Origin of the sequence: Streptomyces sp. NPDC014801 (genome assembly GCF_043082085.1) — a bacterium.
In the GTDB taxonomy this organism is placed as follows: domain Bacteria; phylum Actinomycetota; class Actinomycetes; order Streptomycetales; family Streptomycetaceae; genus Streptomyces.
On record NZ_JBIBXG010000011.1, the window covers coordinates 214,013 to 231,727 of the forward strand.

A 17,715-nucleotide genomic window follows, 5' to 3' on the forward strand; every position below is an offset into this window, starting at 1 on the left:
CTCTTCGACTCCCCGCCGTACACGCGTTCTTCGGCTCACCGCCGCGTGTGGTCCCCGACGCGCCGGCGCCACCGAGGGCGGCCGTGCCGCGTTGGGTAGCCGTGGCGCCGTTGCAGAGACGGTTCTGCACCCGGGGCGGCCGACCCCCGGAGCGCCGCGCACGCCCTACGACGACGGGGAGTCACCCACGTGTGGACCAGTGTCGGCGCACCGGAGCCGCCGCCCGCGCCCGGCGAGCCCGGGCCCCCGCCGCTGCTCGGCCGCACCGCGGAGGCGGCCCGGCTGCGGGCCCTGCTGACCGCACACCGGCTGGTGACGGTCACCGGCACGGCCGGCCTCGGCAAGAGCCGGCTGGCCGCGACCGCGGTGGCCGGGGCGCCGGACCCGCCGTGGCGGCACACCCTCACCGTGCGCGTCCAAGGCAGCGGCCCGAGTGCCCCCGGCACGCTCACGGCCGCGCTGGTCCGTGCCCTCACCCGGGAGGCGGCCGCACCGCTCGACGATCCCGAGGCCGCGACCGACGCCGTCGCCGAGCCGGTCACCGCACCGCCGGGCACCCCGCTCGCCGGGCCGGCGGCTGCCACGGTCCCGGGGGTGGCGCCCGTCCCGGAGGCCGCCGCCGTTCCGGGGGTGGCCCCCGTCCCGGAGGCCGAAGCGTTCCCTGAAGGCTTCGCCGTCCCCGGGGTCGCAGCCTTCCCTGAAGGCGTCGCAGCCCCCGAGGATGCCGCCCTGCGGGAAGGGGCTGCCATCCCGGAGGTCGCAGCCGTCCCGGAGGCCGCAGCCGTCCCGGAAGGGATCACAGCCCCTGAGACCGGCGCCCTGCCGGAAGGTGCCGCCGTCCCGGAGACCGCCGCGACCCCCGATCCGGCTGCCGTCCCCGGCCCTGCCGCCGTTCCCGGCCCCAGCTCCGCCACCGTCCCCGGCCCCGGCTCCGGCTCCGCCACCGTTCCCGGCTCCGCCACCGTTCCCGGCTCCGCCACCGTCCCCGGCCCCGGCTCCGCCACCGTTCCCGGCTCCGCCACCGTCCCCGGCTCCGCCACCGTTCCCGGCCCCGCCACCCTTGCCGTCCCCAGCTCTGCCCCCGTCCCCCGCCCCGTCACCGTCCCCGACGTCGTCGCAGTGCTGCCGGATGCGCCGCTCCTGCTGCTCCTCGACGACGTCGACCCGGCGCACGGCGAGTGCACCCGGCTGGTGCAGCACCTGCTGATGGCCGCGCCCACGCTGCGCGTCCTCGTCACCTCCCGCCGCGCCCTCGGGCTCGGCGACGAACACGTCCTGCGGCTGGGCCCGCTGCGCACCGAATCCGCCGCGGGGGCTCTTTCCCCCGCGGTGCGGCTCTTCCTGGACCGCGCCCGGCGCGCCGCACCCGAGTTCGACCCGACGGACGCCGACCTGGCCGCGGTGGCCGCCATCTGCCGTCACCTCGAAGGCAACCCGCTGGCGATCGAGCTCGCCGCCGCGCAGGCCGCCCGCCATCCGCTGCGCCGGCTCGCCGCCCTGACCTCCCGCCGCCAGGGCTGGCTGGCCGACGCCCACGCCGCTCTGCGCCGGCACCGGTCGGTGCGGGCCGCCGTCGGTGCCGACTACGTGCTGTGCGACCGGGACCTGCGCAGGGTCTGGGACCGGGCCGGGGTCTTCGCCGGCTCCTTCGCCGAGTCCACCGCGGTGTTCCTGTGCGCCGGCGGCGGCGTCGAACCCGACCGGGTGCCCTCCTGTCTGGCCCGGCTCGCCGCGGCCGGCATCCTCACCCCGGTCACCGACCCCGGTGGTGTGGTGCCGGTCCGGTACCGGATGACGCGGGCCGCCCGCGAGTTCGGCGCCGAACGGCTGCGTGAGGCGGGGGAGTACCCGGTGGCCGCCGAGCGGCGGATGAGCCACTGCCGCCGCGTGGCCGCCGTCGCCGCCGACCTGTGGCACCACGGCAGCCAGAGCCAGGCCGTACGGCTCGTCCGGGACGAGCACGCCGACCTCACCGCCGCCGTCCGGCACGCCCTCACCGAGCCCGGCCACGCGCAGGCGGCCCTGGAGACGGTGACGGATCTGTGGTTCTGGTGGGCCGTGCACGACCGCGTCGCGGAGGGCGGCGACCACTTGCTGCGCCTGCTGCCGCTGTGCGACGACGGCGGTCCGCTGCCGGCCCGGGCGCTGTGGCTGGCGGCCTGGCTGCGGGCCGGCACCCACCCCCAGCAGGCCGGTGAGCTGCTGGGCCGGGCCTGGCCGGCCGCCGTCCGGGCCGGCGACGACGCGACCGTCGGCCGTATCGCCCATGTCCAGGGCCTGCTCGCGGTGCGCCGCCACGATCCGCGGGCCGCCGCCGAGCACTTCGCGGAAGCCGCGCAGGCCATCCCGCCCGGCGCGCCCGGCGGACCGTCACCGTCCGTCGCGCTGTCCGCCCTCGCCCTCGCGCAGACGGCGTTCGCTCCCGCCGCCGCGCGGCGCAGCGCCCGGCGCGCCCTGTCCCGGCCCGAGACACGCGACGACCCCTGGGCGTGCCTCGTCTCCCGCTGGGCCCGTGCCGTCGTCGACCATCACCAGGGCCGCACCGCCCGCGCCTGGCGTCGCGGCCGCCGGGCCCTGGCCGACCTGGACGGGCAGCCGTCGCCGCTCGGCGCGGCGGCGCTGCGCCGGCTGATCGGGGAGATCGAGGCGGGCCGTCCGGCCGGACCGCGCCCCTTCGTGCCGTGTCCGGCCGGCGAGGGGCGGGAGTATCGCCCGAACGGAGTCGACATGACACGACCGGCCGCGCAGATGCGCGCTCCATATCGTCACATGATGTAACAGTACGGTCATGAAATCGGTGCAGAGAGTGATGAGTGGTGCCGTCGGTCGCCCGTCCCATCGCGCCCGGTCGGCGCTGGTGCTCGTGACGACCCTGGCCGCGCTGGGCACGGCCGCCACGACGGCCGAGGCCCTGCCCCGCTTCGGGCCCGACTGGGACGCCATCGCGGCCTGTGAGTCCGGCGGCAACTGGAGGGCCAACACGGGCAACGGCTACTACGGCGGCCTGCAGTTCAGCCGGTCCAGCTGGGTCGCGGCCGGCGGGCTCAAGTACGCCCCGCGCGCCGACCTCGCCACCCGGCGGCAGCAGATCAAGGTCGCCCGGCGGCTGGCCGCGCAGCAGGGCATGTCCGCCTGGGGTTGCGCCTGACCGGTCAGCGGCGGATCAGGCCCAGGTCCGTGGCGGCCGCCACCGCGGCGGTGCGCGAGTCCACGCCGAGCTTGGCGTACACGCGCGCCAGGTGCGACTTCACGGTCCCCTCCGTGAGGTGCAGCCGCCGGGCCACCGCCAGGTTGGACAACCCCTCCGCCACGAGCGTCAGCACCTCCGTCTCGCGCCGGGTCAGCGAGGTGCCCGGCGTGCGCAGCCGGTGCAGCAGCCGGTCGGCGACGGCCGGGGCCAGCGCCGTACGGCCGGCCGCCGCGGTGTGCACCGCGGCGGCCAGGTCCTCGGGCCGGGCGTCCTTGAGGAGATAGCCGGTGGCGCCCGCCTCGATCGCGGGCAGGGTGTCCGCGTCGGAGTCGTACGTGGTGACGACGACGACCCGGGGCGCGCCCGGCCGTGCCGTGATCGCGGCGGTCGCCTCGGCGCCGTTCATGCCGCCCTTGAACTGCAGGTCCATCAACACCACGTCGATGTCGCCGGCGGCGGCGCGCACCACGGCCTCCTCGGCCGTGGCGGCCTCGGCCACCACGGCCAGCCCGGGTTCGGTCTCCAGGACGGCCCGCAGCCCGGCCCGCACCACGGGGTGGTCGTCGGCCAGCAGCAGTCGGATGGGGGCGTCGTCGCTCACGGGCGGGCCTCGGCGTCGGGGTCGGCGGACAAAGTCCTGGGCTCAGGGTCGGCGGACGACGTCCCGGGCTCAGCGGCGGCGGACAAGGTCTCGGGCCCGGGGACGGCGGACGGAGTCTCGGGGTCGTCCGGGACGGCGGACGGAGTCTCGGGGTCGTCCGGGCCGGTGGACGGGGTGAGGGGCAGCCGGACGGACAGCGCGGTGCCCCGGCCCGGAGCGGACGTCAGCGCGAAGGTGCCGCCGAGGTCCTGCACCCGCGCCCGCATGCCCGCGAGGCCGAACCCGCCGCCCTCCGTGCCGGGCGCGGGCAGCCGGTCCGGGTCGAACCCGGCGCCGTCGTCCACGACGTCCAGGGTCACGTACCCGCCGGCCCGGCCCAGGGTCAGGTCGACGCGCGACGCGTCGGCGTGGCGGACGGTGTTGGCCACGGCGGACTGGGCGACGCGCAGCAGCGCCACCTCGTGCGTGGTGGGCAGCGGCACAGGCGGGCCGGTGCGGTGCAGGCGTGCGGTGAGCGGATGACGCGTGGACGTGGTCGCGCACAGCCGCTCCAGGGCGTCGGCGAGCGTGCCGCCGTCCAGCGCCGGCGGGGCGAGCGCGACCACGAACCGCCGCGCCTCGGCGAGGTTGTCCACGGCGGCCTGCCGCGCCTGCTCGACATGGCGGGCGGCGGTGTCCGGCGCGCCGGGCAGCGCGCGCCCGGCGGCCGTCAGCAGCAGCTGGATGCTGGACAGGCCCTGGGCGAGCGTGTCGTGGATCTCGCGGGCCAGCCGCTCCCGTTCCGCGAGCACCCCGGCCGTGTGCTCGGCGGCGGCCAGGTCGGCCCGCGTCGACGTCAGCTCCTCGATCAGCCGGCGCCGCTGCTCGCTCTCCCGGTACAGCGCCTGGTAGCCCCACACCACGGCGACCGCGACGGCCGCGCCGAGCGCGGGCCCGATCGCCATCGCCGGACCGAACGCGCCCTGGTGCGCGGCGAACCCCGCGACGGCGGCCGCCGCGGTCGCCGTGACCGCGGTCAGCGCCGCACGGCGCGGCAGCAGATGCAGCTGCAGGAAGTACAGCGGGAAGGCGACCCACACCCCGTCGGCGGTCAGCGCCAGCAGCCCCAGCCATACGGCGCCCACGGCGCCCAGCCACGCCGCCGCGGCCCCGCGCGAGGTGCGCACCCGCGGCAGCAGCGGACCCGCCGCGTAGCCGAGCCCGCACACGACGGCGACGGCGACGACCGCGCCGGGCCGGGGCCCGCCCGCCGTGACGGTCCGGACCGCGGCCAGCGCGAGCAGACCGACGACCAGCAGGTGCAGGCACCAGGTCAGGGCGCGCATCGTCGGGGTGGCGACCGGGGTGGGGATCGTCGCCGGGATCGGGGCGGGGCGGGGTGCGGTGGTGGCGGTCACGGGCCTCGGGGATGTCTTCACGGTGCTCACGGGTCGGGGAGGTCTCCCGGCAACCTTACGGTGGGCCGCCGCGAGCGGCCTCTGTCGAAAGATGCAACCCCCGGCGCACCCTTCGGCCCGCGAAGTGCCCTCCGGCGCCGGATGCCCGCGCACCAGGGCCGGGGGCAGGCTGGAGACCTTCCTTTTCCCCAGAGAAAGGCCTGGTCACAGCCATGTTCGTCGCCTGGCGGGACCTCCGCTTCGCCAAGGGGCGCTTCGCCCTCATGGGCACCGTCATCGTCCTGATCACCCTGCTGGTCGGCCTGCTGTCCGGACTGACGGCGGGCCTGAGCCGGCAGAGCGTCTCGGCGATCACCTCCCTGCCCGCCGACCGGATCGCCTTCGACGCCCCCGACGGCGGCCGTGACCTGTCGTACACCGACTCCACGGTCACCGAGGAGCAGTGGCGGCGCTGGGCCGCGACGCCCGGCGTGACCAGGGCCGAACCCCTCGGCATCACGCCCGCCAAGGCCACCGCCGGGACCCGGAGCGCGGGCGTGTCCGTGTTCGGCGTCCGTCCCGGCTCCGCCCTCGCGCCGGCAGGCGACCGACTCGACGACCGTACGGCGGTGCTGTCCACCGGGGCCGCCGACGACCTCGGCGTCCGGGCCGGCGACACCGTCGCCCTGGCCGGGCGGCGGCTGACCGTGACCGGGGTGCGCGGGGACGCGTCCTTCAGCCACACCCCGGTCGTGTGGACCTCCCTCGCCACCTGGCGCGCCACCGCACCCCCGAGCGGCGACACGCGCGGCGCGACCGCGACGGTGATCGCCCTGACCACCGAGGACGGCACCGACCTGACCGCCGCGGACGCCCGGGCGCACACCCGGACCGTCACCAAGGACGCCTCGCTGTCCGCGATCGGCTCCTACACCTCCGAGAACGGCTCGCTGCAGCTGATGCGCGCGTTCCTGTTCGGCATCTCGGCCCTGGTGGTGGGCGCCTTCTTCACCGTGTGGACCATCCAGCGCAGCGGCGACATCGCCGTCCTCAAGGCCCTCGGCGCGTCCACCGCGACCCTGCTGAAGGACGCCCTCGGGCAGGCCGTCGCCGTCCTGGCCGGCGGGACGCTCCTCGGCACCGCGCTCGCCGTCGCGGTGGGCGCGCTGGTCGCCGGACGCGCGGTGCCGTTCGTGCTGACGCCCGCGACGGTCCTCGTGCCCGCCGGGGTCCTGGTCCTGCTCGGTGCGGGCGGCGCCGCCCTGGCCGTACGCCGCATCACCTCCGTCGACCCGCTGACCGCCCTGGGGGGCACCCGATGAGCCTGCGACTGACCGATGTCACCCTCACCTACCCCGACGGCGAGCGCCGCCTGACCGCCCTGGACCGCGTCGGCCTCACCGTGCCCAAGGGCAGCCTGACCGCCGTGGTCGGCCCGTCCGGCTCCGGCAAGTCCAGTCTGCTGGCCGTCGCCGCCACCCTGCTGACGCCCGATCAGGGCACGGTCACCGTCGACGGCATCGCCACCACCGGTCTGTCCCGCGCCGAGCTCACCGCGCTGCGCCGGCAGCGGATCGGCCTGGTGTTCCAGCAGCCCAGCCTGCTGGCCTCGCTGACCGCCGTCGAACAGCTGCAGGTCATGGCCCACCTCGCCGGACGCCGGCCCGGCGCCGCGCGCGAACGGGCGCTGGCCCTGCTGGACGCCGTGGGCCTGGCGGACCGGGCCGGGCACCGCCCGTACCAGCTCTCCGGCGGACAGCGCCAACGCGTCGCGATCGCCCGCGCGTTGATGAACGACCCGACGATCCTGCTGGTCGACGAGCCGACCAGCGCGCTGGACCGGGCCCGCGGCGCCGCCGTGATCGACCTGCTCACCCGCCTCACCCGTGAACGGGCCACGGCCACCGTCCTGGTCACCCACGACCTCGCGCACCTCGGTCGCGCCGACCGCGTCGTGGAGGTCCGCGACGGCCGGCTGCGGGAGGGCGGGAACGGGGACGGGGGAGCCCTCCGGGAGTAGGTCCGCGCAGGAGGGCGGGGCTGCGACCCGTGGCCCACGACGCGCTGGTGGGTCACCGCCCGCGGCGCGTTGAAGGAGGGGCCCGCCGTCACGGCGCCCAAGGGCCGTCCGTCGTGCGGCGGACGCGGGTTTCAGGCGTGGCCGACCAGGACGGCGAGTCCGGCGACGAGGCCCAGATAGGCCAGCGCGGCCAGGGCGCAGACCACCAGGACGAGCCAGCCGGTGAGGATGCCCGCGAGAGCCAGTCCACGTCCCTCGCCCCCCAGTCGCCGCCCGCGGAAGCGGCCCACGTGACCGGCGGGGACGGCGATCAGCGCGGCGAGCACCGCCATGCCGACGAAGACCCCCGGGTTCATCCAGGCCAGGCCGGTGGCGAAGTTGCCCAGGGACGCGACCGCCCAGAGCGCCGAGAAGCCGCTGACCTTGGCGGCCCGGTTGCGTCCCGCGAGCGGCCGCGCCGCGCCCTCGGTCACCGGCCGGGGCCGCGCCGCGCCCTCGGTCACCGGCCGAGTGTGGTCCGTACCGCTCACGTTCACTGTCCCCCGAAGTGCCTTTTTCCGTACCGGTCCGCTGCCGGCGCGCGACGCCGGGCCGGCGCTGCGGCGCGTCGGCCCGGCCTCCCGCGTGCCTCGGTCAGAGGTCGAACTCGTGCGGCGGCAGGTCCAGCGTGTAGCACGCCTCGCGGACCACGGCCTGCTCGTCCTTGTCGAAGTCGCCGTCGGCGCCGCCGATGACGATACCGATCTGTACGACCGCCCGTGCCTCGGCCGGCTTCTTCTTGGCCTTGGCGATCTCCTGCAACACGCTGACCTTGCCGAAGTCGAAGTCCGTGGTCAGCTTGTCGAGGTTCTCCTCGAACCGGCGGCGCAGGTCGTCCGCGGGGAAGTTCTGCAGCACCTCGTTGGTGGCGATGAGCTGGGCCACGCGCCGGCGCTCCGAGGGGTCGACGGTGCCGTCGGCTGCGGCGACCAGTGCGCACATCGCCATGCTCGCGTCGCGGAAGGCGCCGCTCTTCAGGTCGTTCTTCTTCGCCACGAGCTGGGTCTGCATCTGCGATGCGGACTCCTTGATGCGGTCCCACAGGGCCATGCCAACTCCATACGACTAGTGAGGTGACCCCGGCCGGGGACCGGCCGGAGCTGCCACGAACTTCTACAGCACTGTAGAAACTATCAGGAGGGGAGGTGCCGGGTCGCGCCGCTTCCCCTCCTGGAGACGAACACCGGCCCCGGGGTGTTCCTGCTCAGTCCTCGCCCTCGTCGCCGCCCTCGTCGTCGTCCTCGAAGAAGTCCCCGATCTCGTCGACGACTTCGGCCGCGACCATGCCGCCCGCCACACCGACCGCGAGCCCGGCGGCCCCCGCGGCGACGGCCGTGCCGACGCCCGGCCCCGAGCGGTGACCGGCGTGGTGGTGCTCCCCGTGCCCGCCCGGGACGTACTGGGCGGACGTGCCGTACGAGGACCGGTGTTCGATCAGCCGGCGCATCCAGCCGTCGATCTCGGCCTTCCAGTCGCGCACGTCGTCGTGACCGACGGTGAACCGGACGAGCGTGTCGTGCCCCTCGCCGAACAGGCCGCCGCGCCGGTCGGCCTCCAGGACGACCTCGACACCGGCGGGCCCGGCCAGGAACGTCACTTCGACCTCGTCGAGCGCGTGGGCGTACTGCGGTGCCGGGATCAGCTCGATCTCCTGGTAGAAGGGCAACTGCTGCCGGGTGCCGGAGATGTGGCCCCACTCGAGGTCGGCCGAGCGGAAACCGAAGCCGAGGTCACCGAAGGCCTCCAGGACCGCCTCCTGGACGGGCAGCGGGGCGACGGCGAGCGGGTCGAGGTCGCCCTTGTCCCGCGCCCCGGCCACCGACAACTCGGTGCGTACACCGAGGACGATGCCCAGCCCTTGGCCGTACAGCTCGGTGAGCGGGGTCTCCCACGGCAGCGTCACGCTGAACGGCACGCTGTGCGCCTCGCCCTCGCCGAGGCGGAAGCCGCCCCCGACGGTGAACCGGTCGAAGGTCACCAGGCCCTCGCTCTCCCCGTCGGCGTGCTCGGCCTCGACCCGGGCCACGAGCTCCAGGGTGAGGTGTTCTACGGTGAAGTCGGCCCGGCCGCCGCGGAGATGGACCTGGCCGGTGAGGGGGGAGCCGGGCCGGACCGGGCCGGGGTCGAGAACCGTGTCGACCGTGGGGCCGCCCACGCCGAGCGAGCCGAGCAGTCGCTTGAACACCATCGTGGCGTTCACTCCTTCTGATGCGTCCGTGCGTTCCTGACCAGGAACTCTCTACAGGCGAGTAGAAGAATACGGCGCGAGGAGCGACGCGGTGCCGCGCGGCTGATGATGCGTCATGCGAACGGCTGAAAAGCGCGGTCGGCACGTGTCGTACACAGCCGCCCACGACGTGCGGGTGCGCAGGACGACGCCTGCGCACCCGGTTCGGATGGGGACGGGTCGGGTCAGGGGCCGACGGTGATCTGCTGTGCGGGGTCGGTGGTGTCGGCCACGGTGTAGGCCAGGTTGACGGTGGACGTCGTCGCGCTGGTCGGACAGCCGAAGGTGCCGGTCACGGTCACCGGGACGACGGCGTTGGCGAAGGCGAGCGCGGAGGGCGCGCCGTTGGTCCAGGTGCCCGCGATGGACGCCGGGCCGCCGGGCGCGGAGACGATGGTGCAGGTGGCCAGGCCGCTGGTCTTGACGACCAGGCCGCCCTGGGGGACCGTCAGCGTCGCCGTGCTCGGGGAGCCGTTCTGGACGGAGATGCCCCAGGTGCCGCTGGTGGTCACCGTCGGCGTCACGCCCGCCAGGCTCGACGTGCAGGAGCTGAACGTGGGCGCGGCCAGGGTGGAGGCGACCGGGCCGGCGTCGTTGTGGTTGGCGGGTGCGGCGGGGACCTGTCCGGTCGTGGAGGAGACGGAGCAGGTCAGGGTCACGGAGCCGGCCTTGAAGGTGGCCTTGCCGGACAGCGTGGCCTGGTAGGCGTGGCCGGCCGGGGTGACCGTGGTCGAGGCGGCGGCGGTCTGCGCCTGGGCGGCCGTGCCGGTCAGCACGAGCGCGGCGGTCGCGGCGGCGCCGGTGGCGGTGGCGAGCAGCGCCCGGACACGGTGGGGACGGAGTGTCATGGTGGGGATGCCTTTCCGTGCGTGTCGACTGACGGGACATGCGCGAGGGACGCGCGGTGGTACCGGGTGGCGCCTGTGGGGGGTGGCGCGAAGGGGGTGCCGGCCTCGGGGGCGGCCGGCGCCGTGGTGGTGGATCCGTCCGGTGCGTCGGCGCGCGGGGTCCCGGCGGTGGGGCCGGCGGGCTGGTCCGCGCGCGGTGCTCCGGGGGCGGGTGGGGCGGGTTCGCCGGCGTCCCGCGCTCCGGGTGCCGGTCCGGTGGGTCCGTCCACGCCCGGCACCGGCTGCCAGGCGAAGATCATCGAGCCGCCGGCGATGCCGAGGAGCGTGCCGAACAGGAATCCGCCGAGGTTGGACATCACCAGGGCGGCGACGGCCAGCAGTACGGTGAGGGTGCCGGCCAGGCCGCGGTAGTGCGGGGCGACCCAGGCCGACAACCCGAGCACGATCATGACCAGGCCGAGCAGGACGGACGGGAGCCCGGCGATGCCCTGCTTGAGCATGACCTCCAGCGGGGCGAGGGGAAGGACGCAGATCTCGGTCCCGGCGAGGACGGTGGCCAGGCCGCCCCAGAAGGGCCGGCTGCGGCGCCAGCTGCGCCATGCGCGCCGGCTCAGAAACATTCCTTCTTCCCCTTGGCGATCTTCATCTTGAGGCCGGAGAGCTTGAACGTGCCGGCGTTCGCGGCCCACGCCACCTGCCTCAGGTTCTTGATCTCCAGGTCGTCGGCCTGCTGCGAGAAGGCGTCCTGCATGCCCTGCGCGCCCTCGGGCCCCTTGTCGAGCGTGGAGGCGTCGCGGCCGATCTCGAGGGTGTGGAAGGTGGCGTCGCCCTCCAGTTGGGTGGCGTCGAGGAAGAGGTTCTCCGCCTCCACGGGGGTGGCTCCGGCGCCGGCGGTCAGGGTCAGCGAGATGTTGCCGAGCACGGGCAGTTTGGTGACCACCGACTGGCAGAGGTTGTTGATCTTCGCCGTGCGGATGCCGACGGTGGCGACGGGCAGGAGGTCGTTGCGGGCGTTGGTGTCGATGTTGCCGTACTGGGCGAAGCCCTGGCCGGTGAGGCTGTCGGCCGACACCTTGAACTGCTGGCCCGACACGGCGAACGAGGCGGCGATGGCGCCCTGCGCGAGGGCGACGCCGAGGGCGGCGGTGGCCGCACAGCCGGGGACGGCCAGCACGGCGAACCGTCTCCACCGGATGCGACCGACCACCTGTCCGCCTTGCTGGTCTTTCATCCTCTTTGTCCTTTCGCTGGAGAAAAGGGCGCCCGAGGGCGAGAGGGGTGAGGGACCGGCGGCGCGAACAGGCGCAAGGAAGGGCTGCGTGGGCGGTCGCGCCGCGGGCAGTGCGGGGTTACTGACGAGTCAGGTTAAAGGCGCCAGCAGGCGTTGGCATAGTTGCCGGACGAACACTGTTTCGGTCATGTTTCCGCGGGACGGCAACCCGGTGAACGGCCAACTACCGCCGCTCAGAACGTAGTTGACCCATGAAGTGACCATGGCCGGTTCGTGGCGCGCGCCACGAACCGGCCTCTGGAGCGGCCTCGGTCAGGAGCGTTCGGCGAGGGCCCCGCCGACGATCTCCTCCACGCCCGGCAGGACCGCCGCGCGGTCCTGCGCCACCAGCCCGATACGGGTACGGCGGTCCAGGACGTCGGAGGCGTCCAGCGCGCCCTCGTGGCGCACCGCCCACAGCACCTCCGCGCCCGTGACGGGGTGGCCGTCCAGCACCGGTTCGGCCAGGCGCGGGTCGTGCGCGGCGAGCGCCTGCACGGCGGCGGCCTCCGTGCCGTGGCGCTGGACCAGGCGCCGCGGCGCGGGCAGGGCCGCCAGCCGGGCCGGGGCGGCGGCACCGACCAGCGGCAGCCCCGCGGTGGGGGAGGGGCCGGCGGACAGACCGCGGACGCGGACGGCGCGGTCGACGGCGTCCTGGGCCATGCGCCGGTAGGTGGTGAGCTTGCCGCCGACGACGGTGACGACCCCGTCGGGCGAGGTCAGCACGGCGTGCCGGCGGGAGATGTCGGCGGTCCTGGCCGCCGGGCCGTCGGGGGAGGTGTCCAGCAGGGGGCGCAGCCCCGCGAACGCGCCCACCACGTCCGCCCGGTGCAGCGGGATGTCCAGGACCGAGCCGAGGATGTCGAGCAGGAAGCCGATGTCGGTCTCCGGGACCTCGGGCACGTCGGGCACCGGCCCGTCGACGGGTTCGTCGGTGAGGCCGACGTAGACCCGGCCGTCGCCCTGCGGCAGCACCAGCACGAACCGGTTGGTCTCGCCGGGCACGGGGATGTGCAGGCCGGCCGGCAGCGGGCCGAGGCGTTCGGCGCGCAGCACCAGATGGGTGCCGCGCGAGGGACGGATGCGGATGCCCTCGACCAGGCCGTCCGCCCACACGCCGGTCGCGTTGATCACCGCGCGGGCGCGCAGGAACCCCTCCTCGCCGGTGAGTTCGTCGCGCACCCGGGCCCCGGACCCCGACAGCTCCAGCGCCCGCGTCCGGGTCAGGATCCGCGCGCCGTGCGCGGCCGCCGTGCGGGCCAGGGCGGTGACCAGCCGGGCGTCGTCGGTGAGCTTGCCGTCCCAGGACAGCAGCCCGCCGCGCAGCCCGTCGGTGCGCAGCCCCGGGGCCAGGCTGCGGGTCTCCACGGCCGACAGCCGGCGTGGCGCCGGCAACGTGGACCGGGCGGTGCGGGCGGCCAGCCGCAGCGCGTCCCCGGCCCGGAATCCGGCCCAGGCCAGCGCCGCCTGACCGCGCGAGACCAGCGGGGTCAGCGGCAGCACGAACGGCTGGGCACGCACCAGGTGCGGTGCCGTGCGCTCCATCAGCACCCCGCGTTCCACGGCGCTCTCGTGCGCCACGTCGAACTGCGCGGAGGCGAGATAGCGCAGACCGCCGTGGATGAGCTTGGAGCTCCAGCGCGAGGTGCCGAACGCCAGGTCGTGGGCGTCGATCGCGGCGACCGTCAGGCCCCGGGCGGCCGCGTCCAGGGCGGCTCCGGCGCCGGTCGCGCCGAGCCCGACGACGAGGACGTCCACCTCCGGGCCGCCGACGGTGACGGCGAGTTCACGGGTGCGGCGCGCGGCGGACAGGGACGAGCCGGGGCGCGGGGCGTCGGTGCTCATGGTGTGAGGGTCCTCTCCAGGATGGTCCGCAACTCCCCGAGCAGGGCGGCGGCGTCGAGGTCCGGGTCGTCCTCGTCGGTCATCGTCCGCAGCGACAGCGTGAAGGACTGGACGACCAGCAGCAGGGCACGGGCCTGGCGTTCGGGATGGCCTGCGCGGACGGACCCGTCGGCGTGCCCGTCGCGCACGCCGCCGGCCACCAGGTCCAGCAGGGCCTCCTGGCTCGCGCCGCGGCGGTCCAGCACATAGGGCAGGAGCAGTTCGGGGTCGACGTCGACGATCTTGTTGAAGAGCGGGTGGGCGCGGAAGGCCTCGACGCCGCGCACCAGCCCCTCGACGATGAGCTCGCGCGCGCTGCGGCCGGGCGTCCGCTCCGGCATGGCCGCGGTGGCCACGCCGATCCACTCGCGCGTCATCAGGTCGCCGACCAGGGAGCGCACATCGGGCCAGCGGCGGTAGAGCGTCATCCGGGAGACGCCCGCGCGGCGCGCCACATCGGTCAGGGTCGTGCGGCGGACGCCGACGGCCAGGACGCAGTCGCGCACCGCGTCGAGCACCGGATCGCTGTCCCCATCGTTGTGACGAATAGGCGTCATGTGTCACAGTGTAACGCCCCGGCGGCGCAGCCCGTCCCGCCCGGCGCCCGGCGCCGGACGGCCGGTGCCGCACGGGGCCGACAGATCGACACCTCGACGAACCGACGAACCGACGAACCGACGAACCGACGAAGCGACAGGTCGACAGGCCGGCGGACGTCGACGGACCGACAGATGAGGACAAGCGCCGTGGACATGCTGTGGAACGGCTGGGGCGACCCGGCCAAGGCGGCCCCGCTGCCCGAGCCGGTGACCGGCCTGCTGCACGACCTGCTGGGCGTCAAGCCCCGCGAGGCCGAGCCGCTCCGCCTGGCCGACATCCCCGTCCCCGACGCGCCGCTCGACCCGGCCGTACGGCAGGAACTGGCCGACGCCGTCGGCGGCACCGCCCAGGTGCGCACGGACGCGGAGACCCGGCTGCGGCACACCCGCGGCAAGTCCACGCCCGACCTGCTGCGCATCCGCGCCGCCGACCTCGACGGCCTGCCCGCCGCCGTCGTCCTGCCGGCCGGGCACGACGAGGTCGTCGCCGTCCTGCGGGTGTGCGCGCGCCACCGGCTGCCCGTCGTGCCGTTCGGCGGCGGCACCTCCGTCGTCGGCGGCCTCGCCCCCGAGTCGCGGGGCCCCTTCGTCGCCCTCGACCTGCGCCGCATGGACCGGCTGCTCGACATCGACCCGGTCTCGCGCACCGCCACCCTGCAGCCCGGACTGCGCGCCCCGCACGCCGAGGCCCTGCTCGCCGAGCACGGGTTCACCCTCGGCCACTTCCCGCAGTCCTACGAGTGGGCCACCATCGGCGGCTTCGCCGCCGCGCGCTCCAGCGGGCAGGCCTCCGCCGGGTACGGCCGCTTCGACGACATGGTCCTCGGCCTCACCCTCGCCACCCCCGAGGGGACCGTCGAGACAGGCCGCGCCCCCCGCTCCGCCGCGGGACCCGATCTGCGCCAGCTGATCCTCGGCTCCGAGGGCGCGTTCGGCGTCATCACCTCCGTCACCGTGCGCCTGCGGCCCGTCCCCGAGGTCCGCCGCTACGAGGGCTGGCGCTTCGCCTCCTTCGCCGAGGGCGGCGCCGCCCTGCGCCGCCTCGCCCAGGACGGCCCGCGCCCCACCGTGCTGCGGCTGTCCGACGAGACCGAGACCCTCGTCGGACTCGCCCAGCCCGACGCCATCGGCGCGGGCGGCCTGCCGAGCGACGCGGGCTGCCTGGCCGTCGTCGGCTTCGAGGGCACCGAGGAGGACACCGCCCACCGCCGCGCGGGCGCCGCCGCGGTACTGGCCGAACTCGGCGGCACCCCGCTCGGTACGGAGCCGGGGGAGCGGTGGGCCCACGGCCGCTACTCCGCCCCCTATCTGCGCGACTCCCTGCTCGACGCGGGCGCGTTCGCCGAGACCCTGGAGACCGCCGCCTTCTGGTCGCGCCTGCCCGGCCTGTACGCCGCCGTCCGCGACGCCCTCACCGCCACCCTCACCGAGGCGGGCACCCCACCCTTGGTGATGTGCCACATCTCCCATGTGTACGACAACGGGGCCTCGCTGTACTTCACCGTCGTCTGCGCGCAGGGCGAGGGCGACCCGGTGGCGCACTGGACGCGCGCCAAGCACGCCGCCAACGAGGCGATCCTCGCCGCCGGCGGCACGATCAGCCACCACCACGGCGTGGGCACGGACCACCGCGACTGGTACGTGCGGGAAGCCGGCCCGCTCGGTGTGGCGGCCCTCCAGGCGGTCAAACGGCGCCTCGACCCCGACGGCCTGCTCAACCCCGGGGTTCTGCTCCCCACCGACTGACTCCGCCTCAGCCCCCACCCGGCCCTCGGCGGCACTCCAGTCCGCATCGCCGCCCCCCGCCGCCGGCACTCCCGTCCGCCCGCGTCCCGCTCGACCGCCCCGGAGGTTCCCCCATGCGACAGTTCACCGCCGTCGTCAACCCCACCGCGGGCGGCTCGACCGCCGCGGCCGCGCTGCTGCGGGTCGCCCATGAGCTGCGGGCGGCCGGGGCCGGGCTCGACACGGAGTACAGCCGCAGCCTGGCCCACGCCCAGGACATCGCACGCCGCGCCGGGGAAGCCGGCCGGGTCGTGCTCGCGGTCGGCGGTGACGGCATCGCCGGCGGCATCGGCGGGGCCCTCAGCGGCACCGGGACCGTGCTCGGCCTCGTCCCCGCCGGCCGGGGCAACGACTTCGCCCGCGCCCTCGGCCTGCCCGCCGAACCCGAGGCCCTGGCCCGGCTGCTGCTGGAGAGCGAGCCGCGCGAGGTGGACACCATCGAGGTGGAATCCGCCGTCCACCACCGGACGGTCGTCCTCGGCAGCGTCTACGCGGGCGTCGACGCGCTGGCCAACCGGCACGCCAACCACTCCCGCCTGCTGCGCGGTTCGGCCTCGTACTACGCGGGCGGACTGCGCGCGGTGGCCGGCTGGCGCGCGGCGAACTACCGCGTCACCGTGGACGGGAAGGAGCACACCCACCGGGGCTACACCGTCGTCGCCGCCAACTCCCCCTACTACGGCTCCGGACGCATGATCGCCCCCGGCGCACGCGTCGACGACGGCCTGCTGGACGTGGTGCTGATCGAGGACGCCCCGCGCCGGCTCTTCTTCGCCCTGATGAACGAACTGGCCACCGGCGACCACGTGGCGCGTCCCCAGGTGCGGATCCTGCGCGGCCGGGAGATCCGCATCGAGGCCGACCGCCCGGTGCCGTACGGCGCCGACGGCGAGGTGGACGCCGTACTCCCCGTCACGGCACGGGTGTTGCCCGGGGCGCTGACCATGCTGTACTGAGCCGACCATGCTGTACTGAACGGCTTGTCGCCCGGACGCGGCGATGCCGAGGCGTCCGGGCGACGGGGTTCCACCGGCGGTCCGCCGGGGCGAGGGGACCTCACCGGGGCAGGCACCTGGGCAGGTGCCGGAGCGGACTCAGCCGCGCTGGGTGTACGGCGCCGCCATGCCCCCACGGGCCTTGCCGGACTCCGCCGCACGGGTGGCGGCACTGGCGGCCAGGGCCAGCAGGGCGGCTATCGCACCGGTGATGACGTTGTTGACGACGGTCTTCGTGGTGCTGACGTCACCCGCCACCACCCACGGCGCGACGATCGTCCACACACCCAGGGCGCACGCGCCCCACGCCATGCTGTGGGTGCGTTCGTAGGCCCGTCCGAACCCGCCGCTCATGAGCAGCGCGTAGGCCAGGCCCGCGAGGAGGTTGGTGACGGCGAGCGTCGACAGTCCGTTGAATCCGGTGATCCACGGGGAGGCGGCCAGGTAGATGCCGGTGAGGAAGGCCAGCGTCCCGACGGCCTGTCCCTGTGGCGTGCTGGTCGCCCGCTCGGCCATCTCATGGCGCTCACGCATTTCGACGATGTCCGGATGCGTCTCCATGGACGGCCGCGAAGCGGAAGTGGACATGGCGCGTACCTCTTGTCTCTTCTGTGCGAGGACGGCGGTGTGTTCACCGCACCGCCTGCCCCTTGATCTCGTGATGTGCTGCCTGGGCCGGGTGACTTCTTATGCACCTTTCACACATCTTTTATGGGGAGTTTCAGGACGATTTCCGGAAAGAGCGACCGGGGCGGCGGAGCGCTCGCGCACCGGCCCGTCCGCGGGCGACGCCCTCTGGCCAACGCGCGTAGATCTTCGGCATCATCGTCCTGCACCACCTGCACGGTCACCTCACCGGACGCATGACTCTTCGCAGGGAG

General features: G+C 75.2%; 17 protein-coding genes. 6 read left to right on the top strand and 11 right to left on the bottom strand.

The window, feature by feature from the left end:
• Nucleotides 1–189 precede the first annotated feature (189 nt).
• Nucleotides 190–2,778 carry a hypothetical protein gene (locus ACF1AL_RS26835; protein WP_391827726.1) on the top strand — a complete coding sequence of 863 codons (2,589 nt, stop codon included), beginning with the start codon at nucleotides 190–192 and terminating at the stop codon, nucleotides 2,776–2,778.
• A 10-nt stretch (nucleotides 2,779–2,788) separates the two neighbouring features.
• On the top strand, nucleotides 2,789–3,148 hold the full coding sequence (locus tag ACF1AL_RS26840; RefSeq protein WP_386585157.1) for a transglycosylase family protein: 360 nt from the start codon (nucleotides 2,789–2,791) through the stop codon (nucleotides 3,146–3,148).
• Between the two features lie 4 nt (nucleotides 3,149–3,152).
• On the opposite strand, the gene ACF1AL_RS26845 is transcribed toward ACF1AL_RS26840, so the two are convergent.
• Both ACF1AL_RS26845 and ACF1AL_RS26850 read right to left on the bottom strand, forming a co-directional pair.
• Nucleotides 3,153–3,791 carry a response regulator gene (locus ACF1AL_RS26845; RefSeq protein ID WP_391827728.1) on the bottom strand — a complete coding sequence of 213 codons (639 nt, stop codon included), beginning with the start codon at nucleotides 3,789–3,791 and terminating at the stop codon, nucleotides 3,153–3,155.
• A complete protein-coding gene (locus ACF1AL_RS26850) occupies nucleotides 3,788–5,116 on the bottom strand; it encodes a sensor histidine kinase (RefSeq protein WP_391827931.1) in 1,329 nt (442 codons plus the stop codon). Before ACF1AL_RS26850 ends, ACF1AL_RS26845 begins: the two co-directional genes overlap by 4 nt.
• Nucleotides 5,117–5,400: 284 nt before the next feature.
• Here ACF1AL_RS26850 and ACF1AL_RS26855 point away from each other — a divergent pair, with 284 nt between their 5' ends.
• Both ACF1AL_RS26855 and ACF1AL_RS26860 read left to right on the top strand, forming a co-directional pair.
• Entirely contained in the window at nucleotides 5,401–6,489 is a 1,089-nt protein-coding gene (locus tag ACF1AL_RS26855) for an ABC transporter permease (RefSeq protein WP_391699642.1), read from the top strand.
• The gene (locus ACF1AL_RS26860; RefSeq protein ID WP_391827730.1) at nucleotides 6,486–7,187 is read left to right on the top strand and encodes an ABC transporter ATP-binding protein; all 702 of its coding nucleotides are present in this window, start codon (nucleotides 6,486–6,488) and stop codon (nucleotides 7,185–7,187) included. Before ACF1AL_RS26855 ends, ACF1AL_RS26860 begins: the two co-directional genes overlap by 4 nt.
• 131 nt (nucleotides 7,188–7,318) lie before the next feature.
• Here ACF1AL_RS26860 and ACF1AL_RS26865 read toward each other — a convergent pair whose 3' ends face one another.
• From ACF1AL_RS26865 to ACF1AL_RS26900, 8 genes are all read right to left on the bottom strand, one after another.
• A complete protein-coding gene (locus tag ACF1AL_RS26865) occupies nucleotides 7,319–7,690 on the bottom strand; it encodes a DUF4190 domain-containing protein (RefSeq protein WP_391827732.1) in 372 nt (123 codons plus the stop codon).
• Between the two features lie 130 nt (nucleotides 7,691–7,820).
• The gene (locus ACF1AL_RS26870; RefSeq protein WP_386418681.1) at nucleotides 7,821–8,276 is read right to left on the bottom strand and encodes a tellurite resistance TerB family protein; all 456 of its coding nucleotides are present in this window, start codon (nucleotides 8,274–8,276) and stop codon (nucleotides 7,821–7,823) included.
• Nucleotides 8,277–8,430: 154 nt separating this feature from the next.
• Complete coding sequence (locus tag ACF1AL_RS26875; RefSeq protein WP_391827734.1) at nucleotides 8,431–9,414, bottom strand: sporulation protein; 984 nt, start codon at nucleotides 9,412–9,414, stop codon at nucleotides 8,431–8,433.
• A gap of 224 nt (nucleotides 9,415–9,638) precedes the next feature.
• Nucleotides 9,639–10,301: a hypothetical protein gene (locus ACF1AL_RS26880; RefSeq protein WP_391778358.1), complete on the bottom strand. Its 663-nt coding sequence runs from the start codon at nucleotides 10,299–10,301 to the stop codon at nucleotides 9,639–9,641.
• Nucleotides 10,298–10,921, bottom strand: coding sequence for a DUF6114 domain-containing protein (locus ACF1AL_RS26885; protein ID WP_391827736.1), 624 nt, complete (start codon nucleotides 10,919–10,921; stop codon nucleotides 10,298–10,300). Before ACF1AL_RS26885 ends, ACF1AL_RS26880 begins: the two co-directional genes overlap by 4 nt.
• The gene (locus ACF1AL_RS26890) at nucleotides 10,912–11,532 is read right to left on the bottom strand and encodes a DUF6230 family protein (protein WP_366837762.1); all 621 of its coding nucleotides are present in this window, start codon (nucleotides 11,530–11,532) and stop codon (nucleotides 10,912–10,914) included. Before ACF1AL_RS26890 ends, ACF1AL_RS26885 begins: the two co-directional genes overlap by 10 nt.
• A 312-nt stretch (nucleotides 11,533–11,844) precedes the next feature.
• Nucleotides 11,845–13,416, bottom strand: a complete 1,572-nt coding sequence (locus ACF1AL_RS26895) for a glycerol-3-phosphate dehydrogenase/oxidase (RefSeq protein WP_391827738.1) — start codon at nucleotides 13,414–13,416, stop codon at nucleotides 11,845–11,847.
• A complete protein-coding gene (locus ACF1AL_RS26900) occupies nucleotides 13,413–14,012 on the bottom strand; it encodes a TetR/AcrR family transcriptional regulator (protein WP_391827740.1) in 600 nt (199 codons plus the stop codon). The genes ACF1AL_RS26895 and ACF1AL_RS26900 overlap by 4 nt, the downstream gene beginning before the upstream one ends.
• A gap of 189 nt (nucleotides 14,013–14,201) precedes the next feature.
• Between ACF1AL_RS26900 and ACF1AL_RS26905 the strand changes: the two genes are divergently transcribed.
• Together ACF1AL_RS26905 and ACF1AL_RS26910 are read left to right on the top strand one after the other, a co-directional pair.
• Nucleotides 14,202–15,800, top strand: a complete 1,599-nt coding sequence (locus ACF1AL_RS26905) for an FAD-binding oxidoreductase (RefSeq protein WP_391827933.1) — start codon at nucleotides 14,202–14,204, stop codon at nucleotides 15,798–15,800.
• A gap of 113 nt (nucleotides 15,801–15,913) precedes the next feature.
• Nucleotides 15,914–16,795, top strand: a complete 882-nt coding sequence (locus ACF1AL_RS26910) for a diacylglycerol kinase family protein (RefSeq protein WP_391699629.1) — start codon at nucleotides 15,914–15,916, stop codon at nucleotides 16,793–16,795.
• A gap of 138 nt (nucleotides 16,796–16,933) precedes the next feature.
• Here ACF1AL_RS26910 and ACF1AL_RS26915 read toward each other — a convergent pair whose 3' ends face one another.
• Entirely contained in the window at nucleotides 16,934–17,395 is a 462-nt protein-coding gene (locus ACF1AL_RS26915) for an SPW repeat protein (RefSeq protein ID WP_391699755.1), read from the bottom strand.
• Between the last annotated feature and the right edge of the window lie 320 nt (nucleotides 17,396–17,715).

Coding starts and splice junctions, on each gene's coding strand:
- ACF1AL_RS26840 (WP_386585157.1), top strand. CDS start 2,789: ATGAAATCGGTGCAGAGAGTGATGAGTGGTGCCGTCGGTCGCCCGTCC.
- ACF1AL_RS26850 (WP_391827931.1), bottom strand. CDS start 5,116: ATGCGCGCCCTGACCTGGTGCCTGCACCTGCTGGTCGTCGGTCTGCTC.
- ACF1AL_RS26855 (WP_391699642.1), top strand. CDS start 5,401: ATGTTCGTCGCCTGGCGGGACCTCCGCTTCGCCAAGGGGCGCTTCGCC.
- ACF1AL_RS26860 (WP_391827730.1), top strand. CDS start 6,486: ATGAGCCTGCGACTGACCGATGTCACCCTCACCTACCCCGACGGCGAG.
- ACF1AL_RS26870 (WP_386418681.1), bottom strand. CDS start 8,276: ATGGCCCTGTGGGACCGCATCAAGGAGTCCGCATCGCAGATGCAGACC.
- ACF1AL_RS26875 (WP_391827734.1), bottom strand. CDS start 9,414: ATGGTGTTCAAGCGACTGCTCGGCTCGCTCGGCGTGGGCGGCCCCACG.
- ACF1AL_RS26880 (WP_391778358.1), bottom strand. CDS start 10,301: ATGACACTCCGTCCCCACCGTGTCCGGGCGCTGCTCGCCACCGCCACC.
- ACF1AL_RS26885 (WP_391827736.1), bottom strand. CDS start 10,921: ATGTTTCTGAGCCGGCGCGCATGGCGCAGCTGGCGCCGCAGCCGGCCC.
- ACF1AL_RS26890 (WP_366837762.1), bottom strand. CDS start 11,532: ATGAAAGACCAGCAAGGCGGACAGGTGGTCGGTCGCATCCGGTGGAGA.
- ACF1AL_RS26895 (WP_391827738.1), bottom strand. CDS start 13,416: ATGAGCACCGACGCCCCGCGCCCCGGCTCGTCCCTGTCCGCCGCGCGC.
- ACF1AL_RS26900 (WP_391827740.1), bottom strand. CDS start 14,012: ATGACGCCTATTCGTCACAACGATGGGGACAGCGATCCGGTGCTCGAC.
- ACF1AL_RS26910 (WP_391699629.1), top strand. CDS start 15,914: ATGCGACAGTTCACCGCCGTCGTCAACCCCACCGCGGGCGGCTCGACC.
- ACF1AL_RS26915 (WP_391699755.1), bottom strand. CDS start 17,395: ATGGAGACGCATCCGGACATCGTCGAAATGCGTGAGCGCCATGAGATG.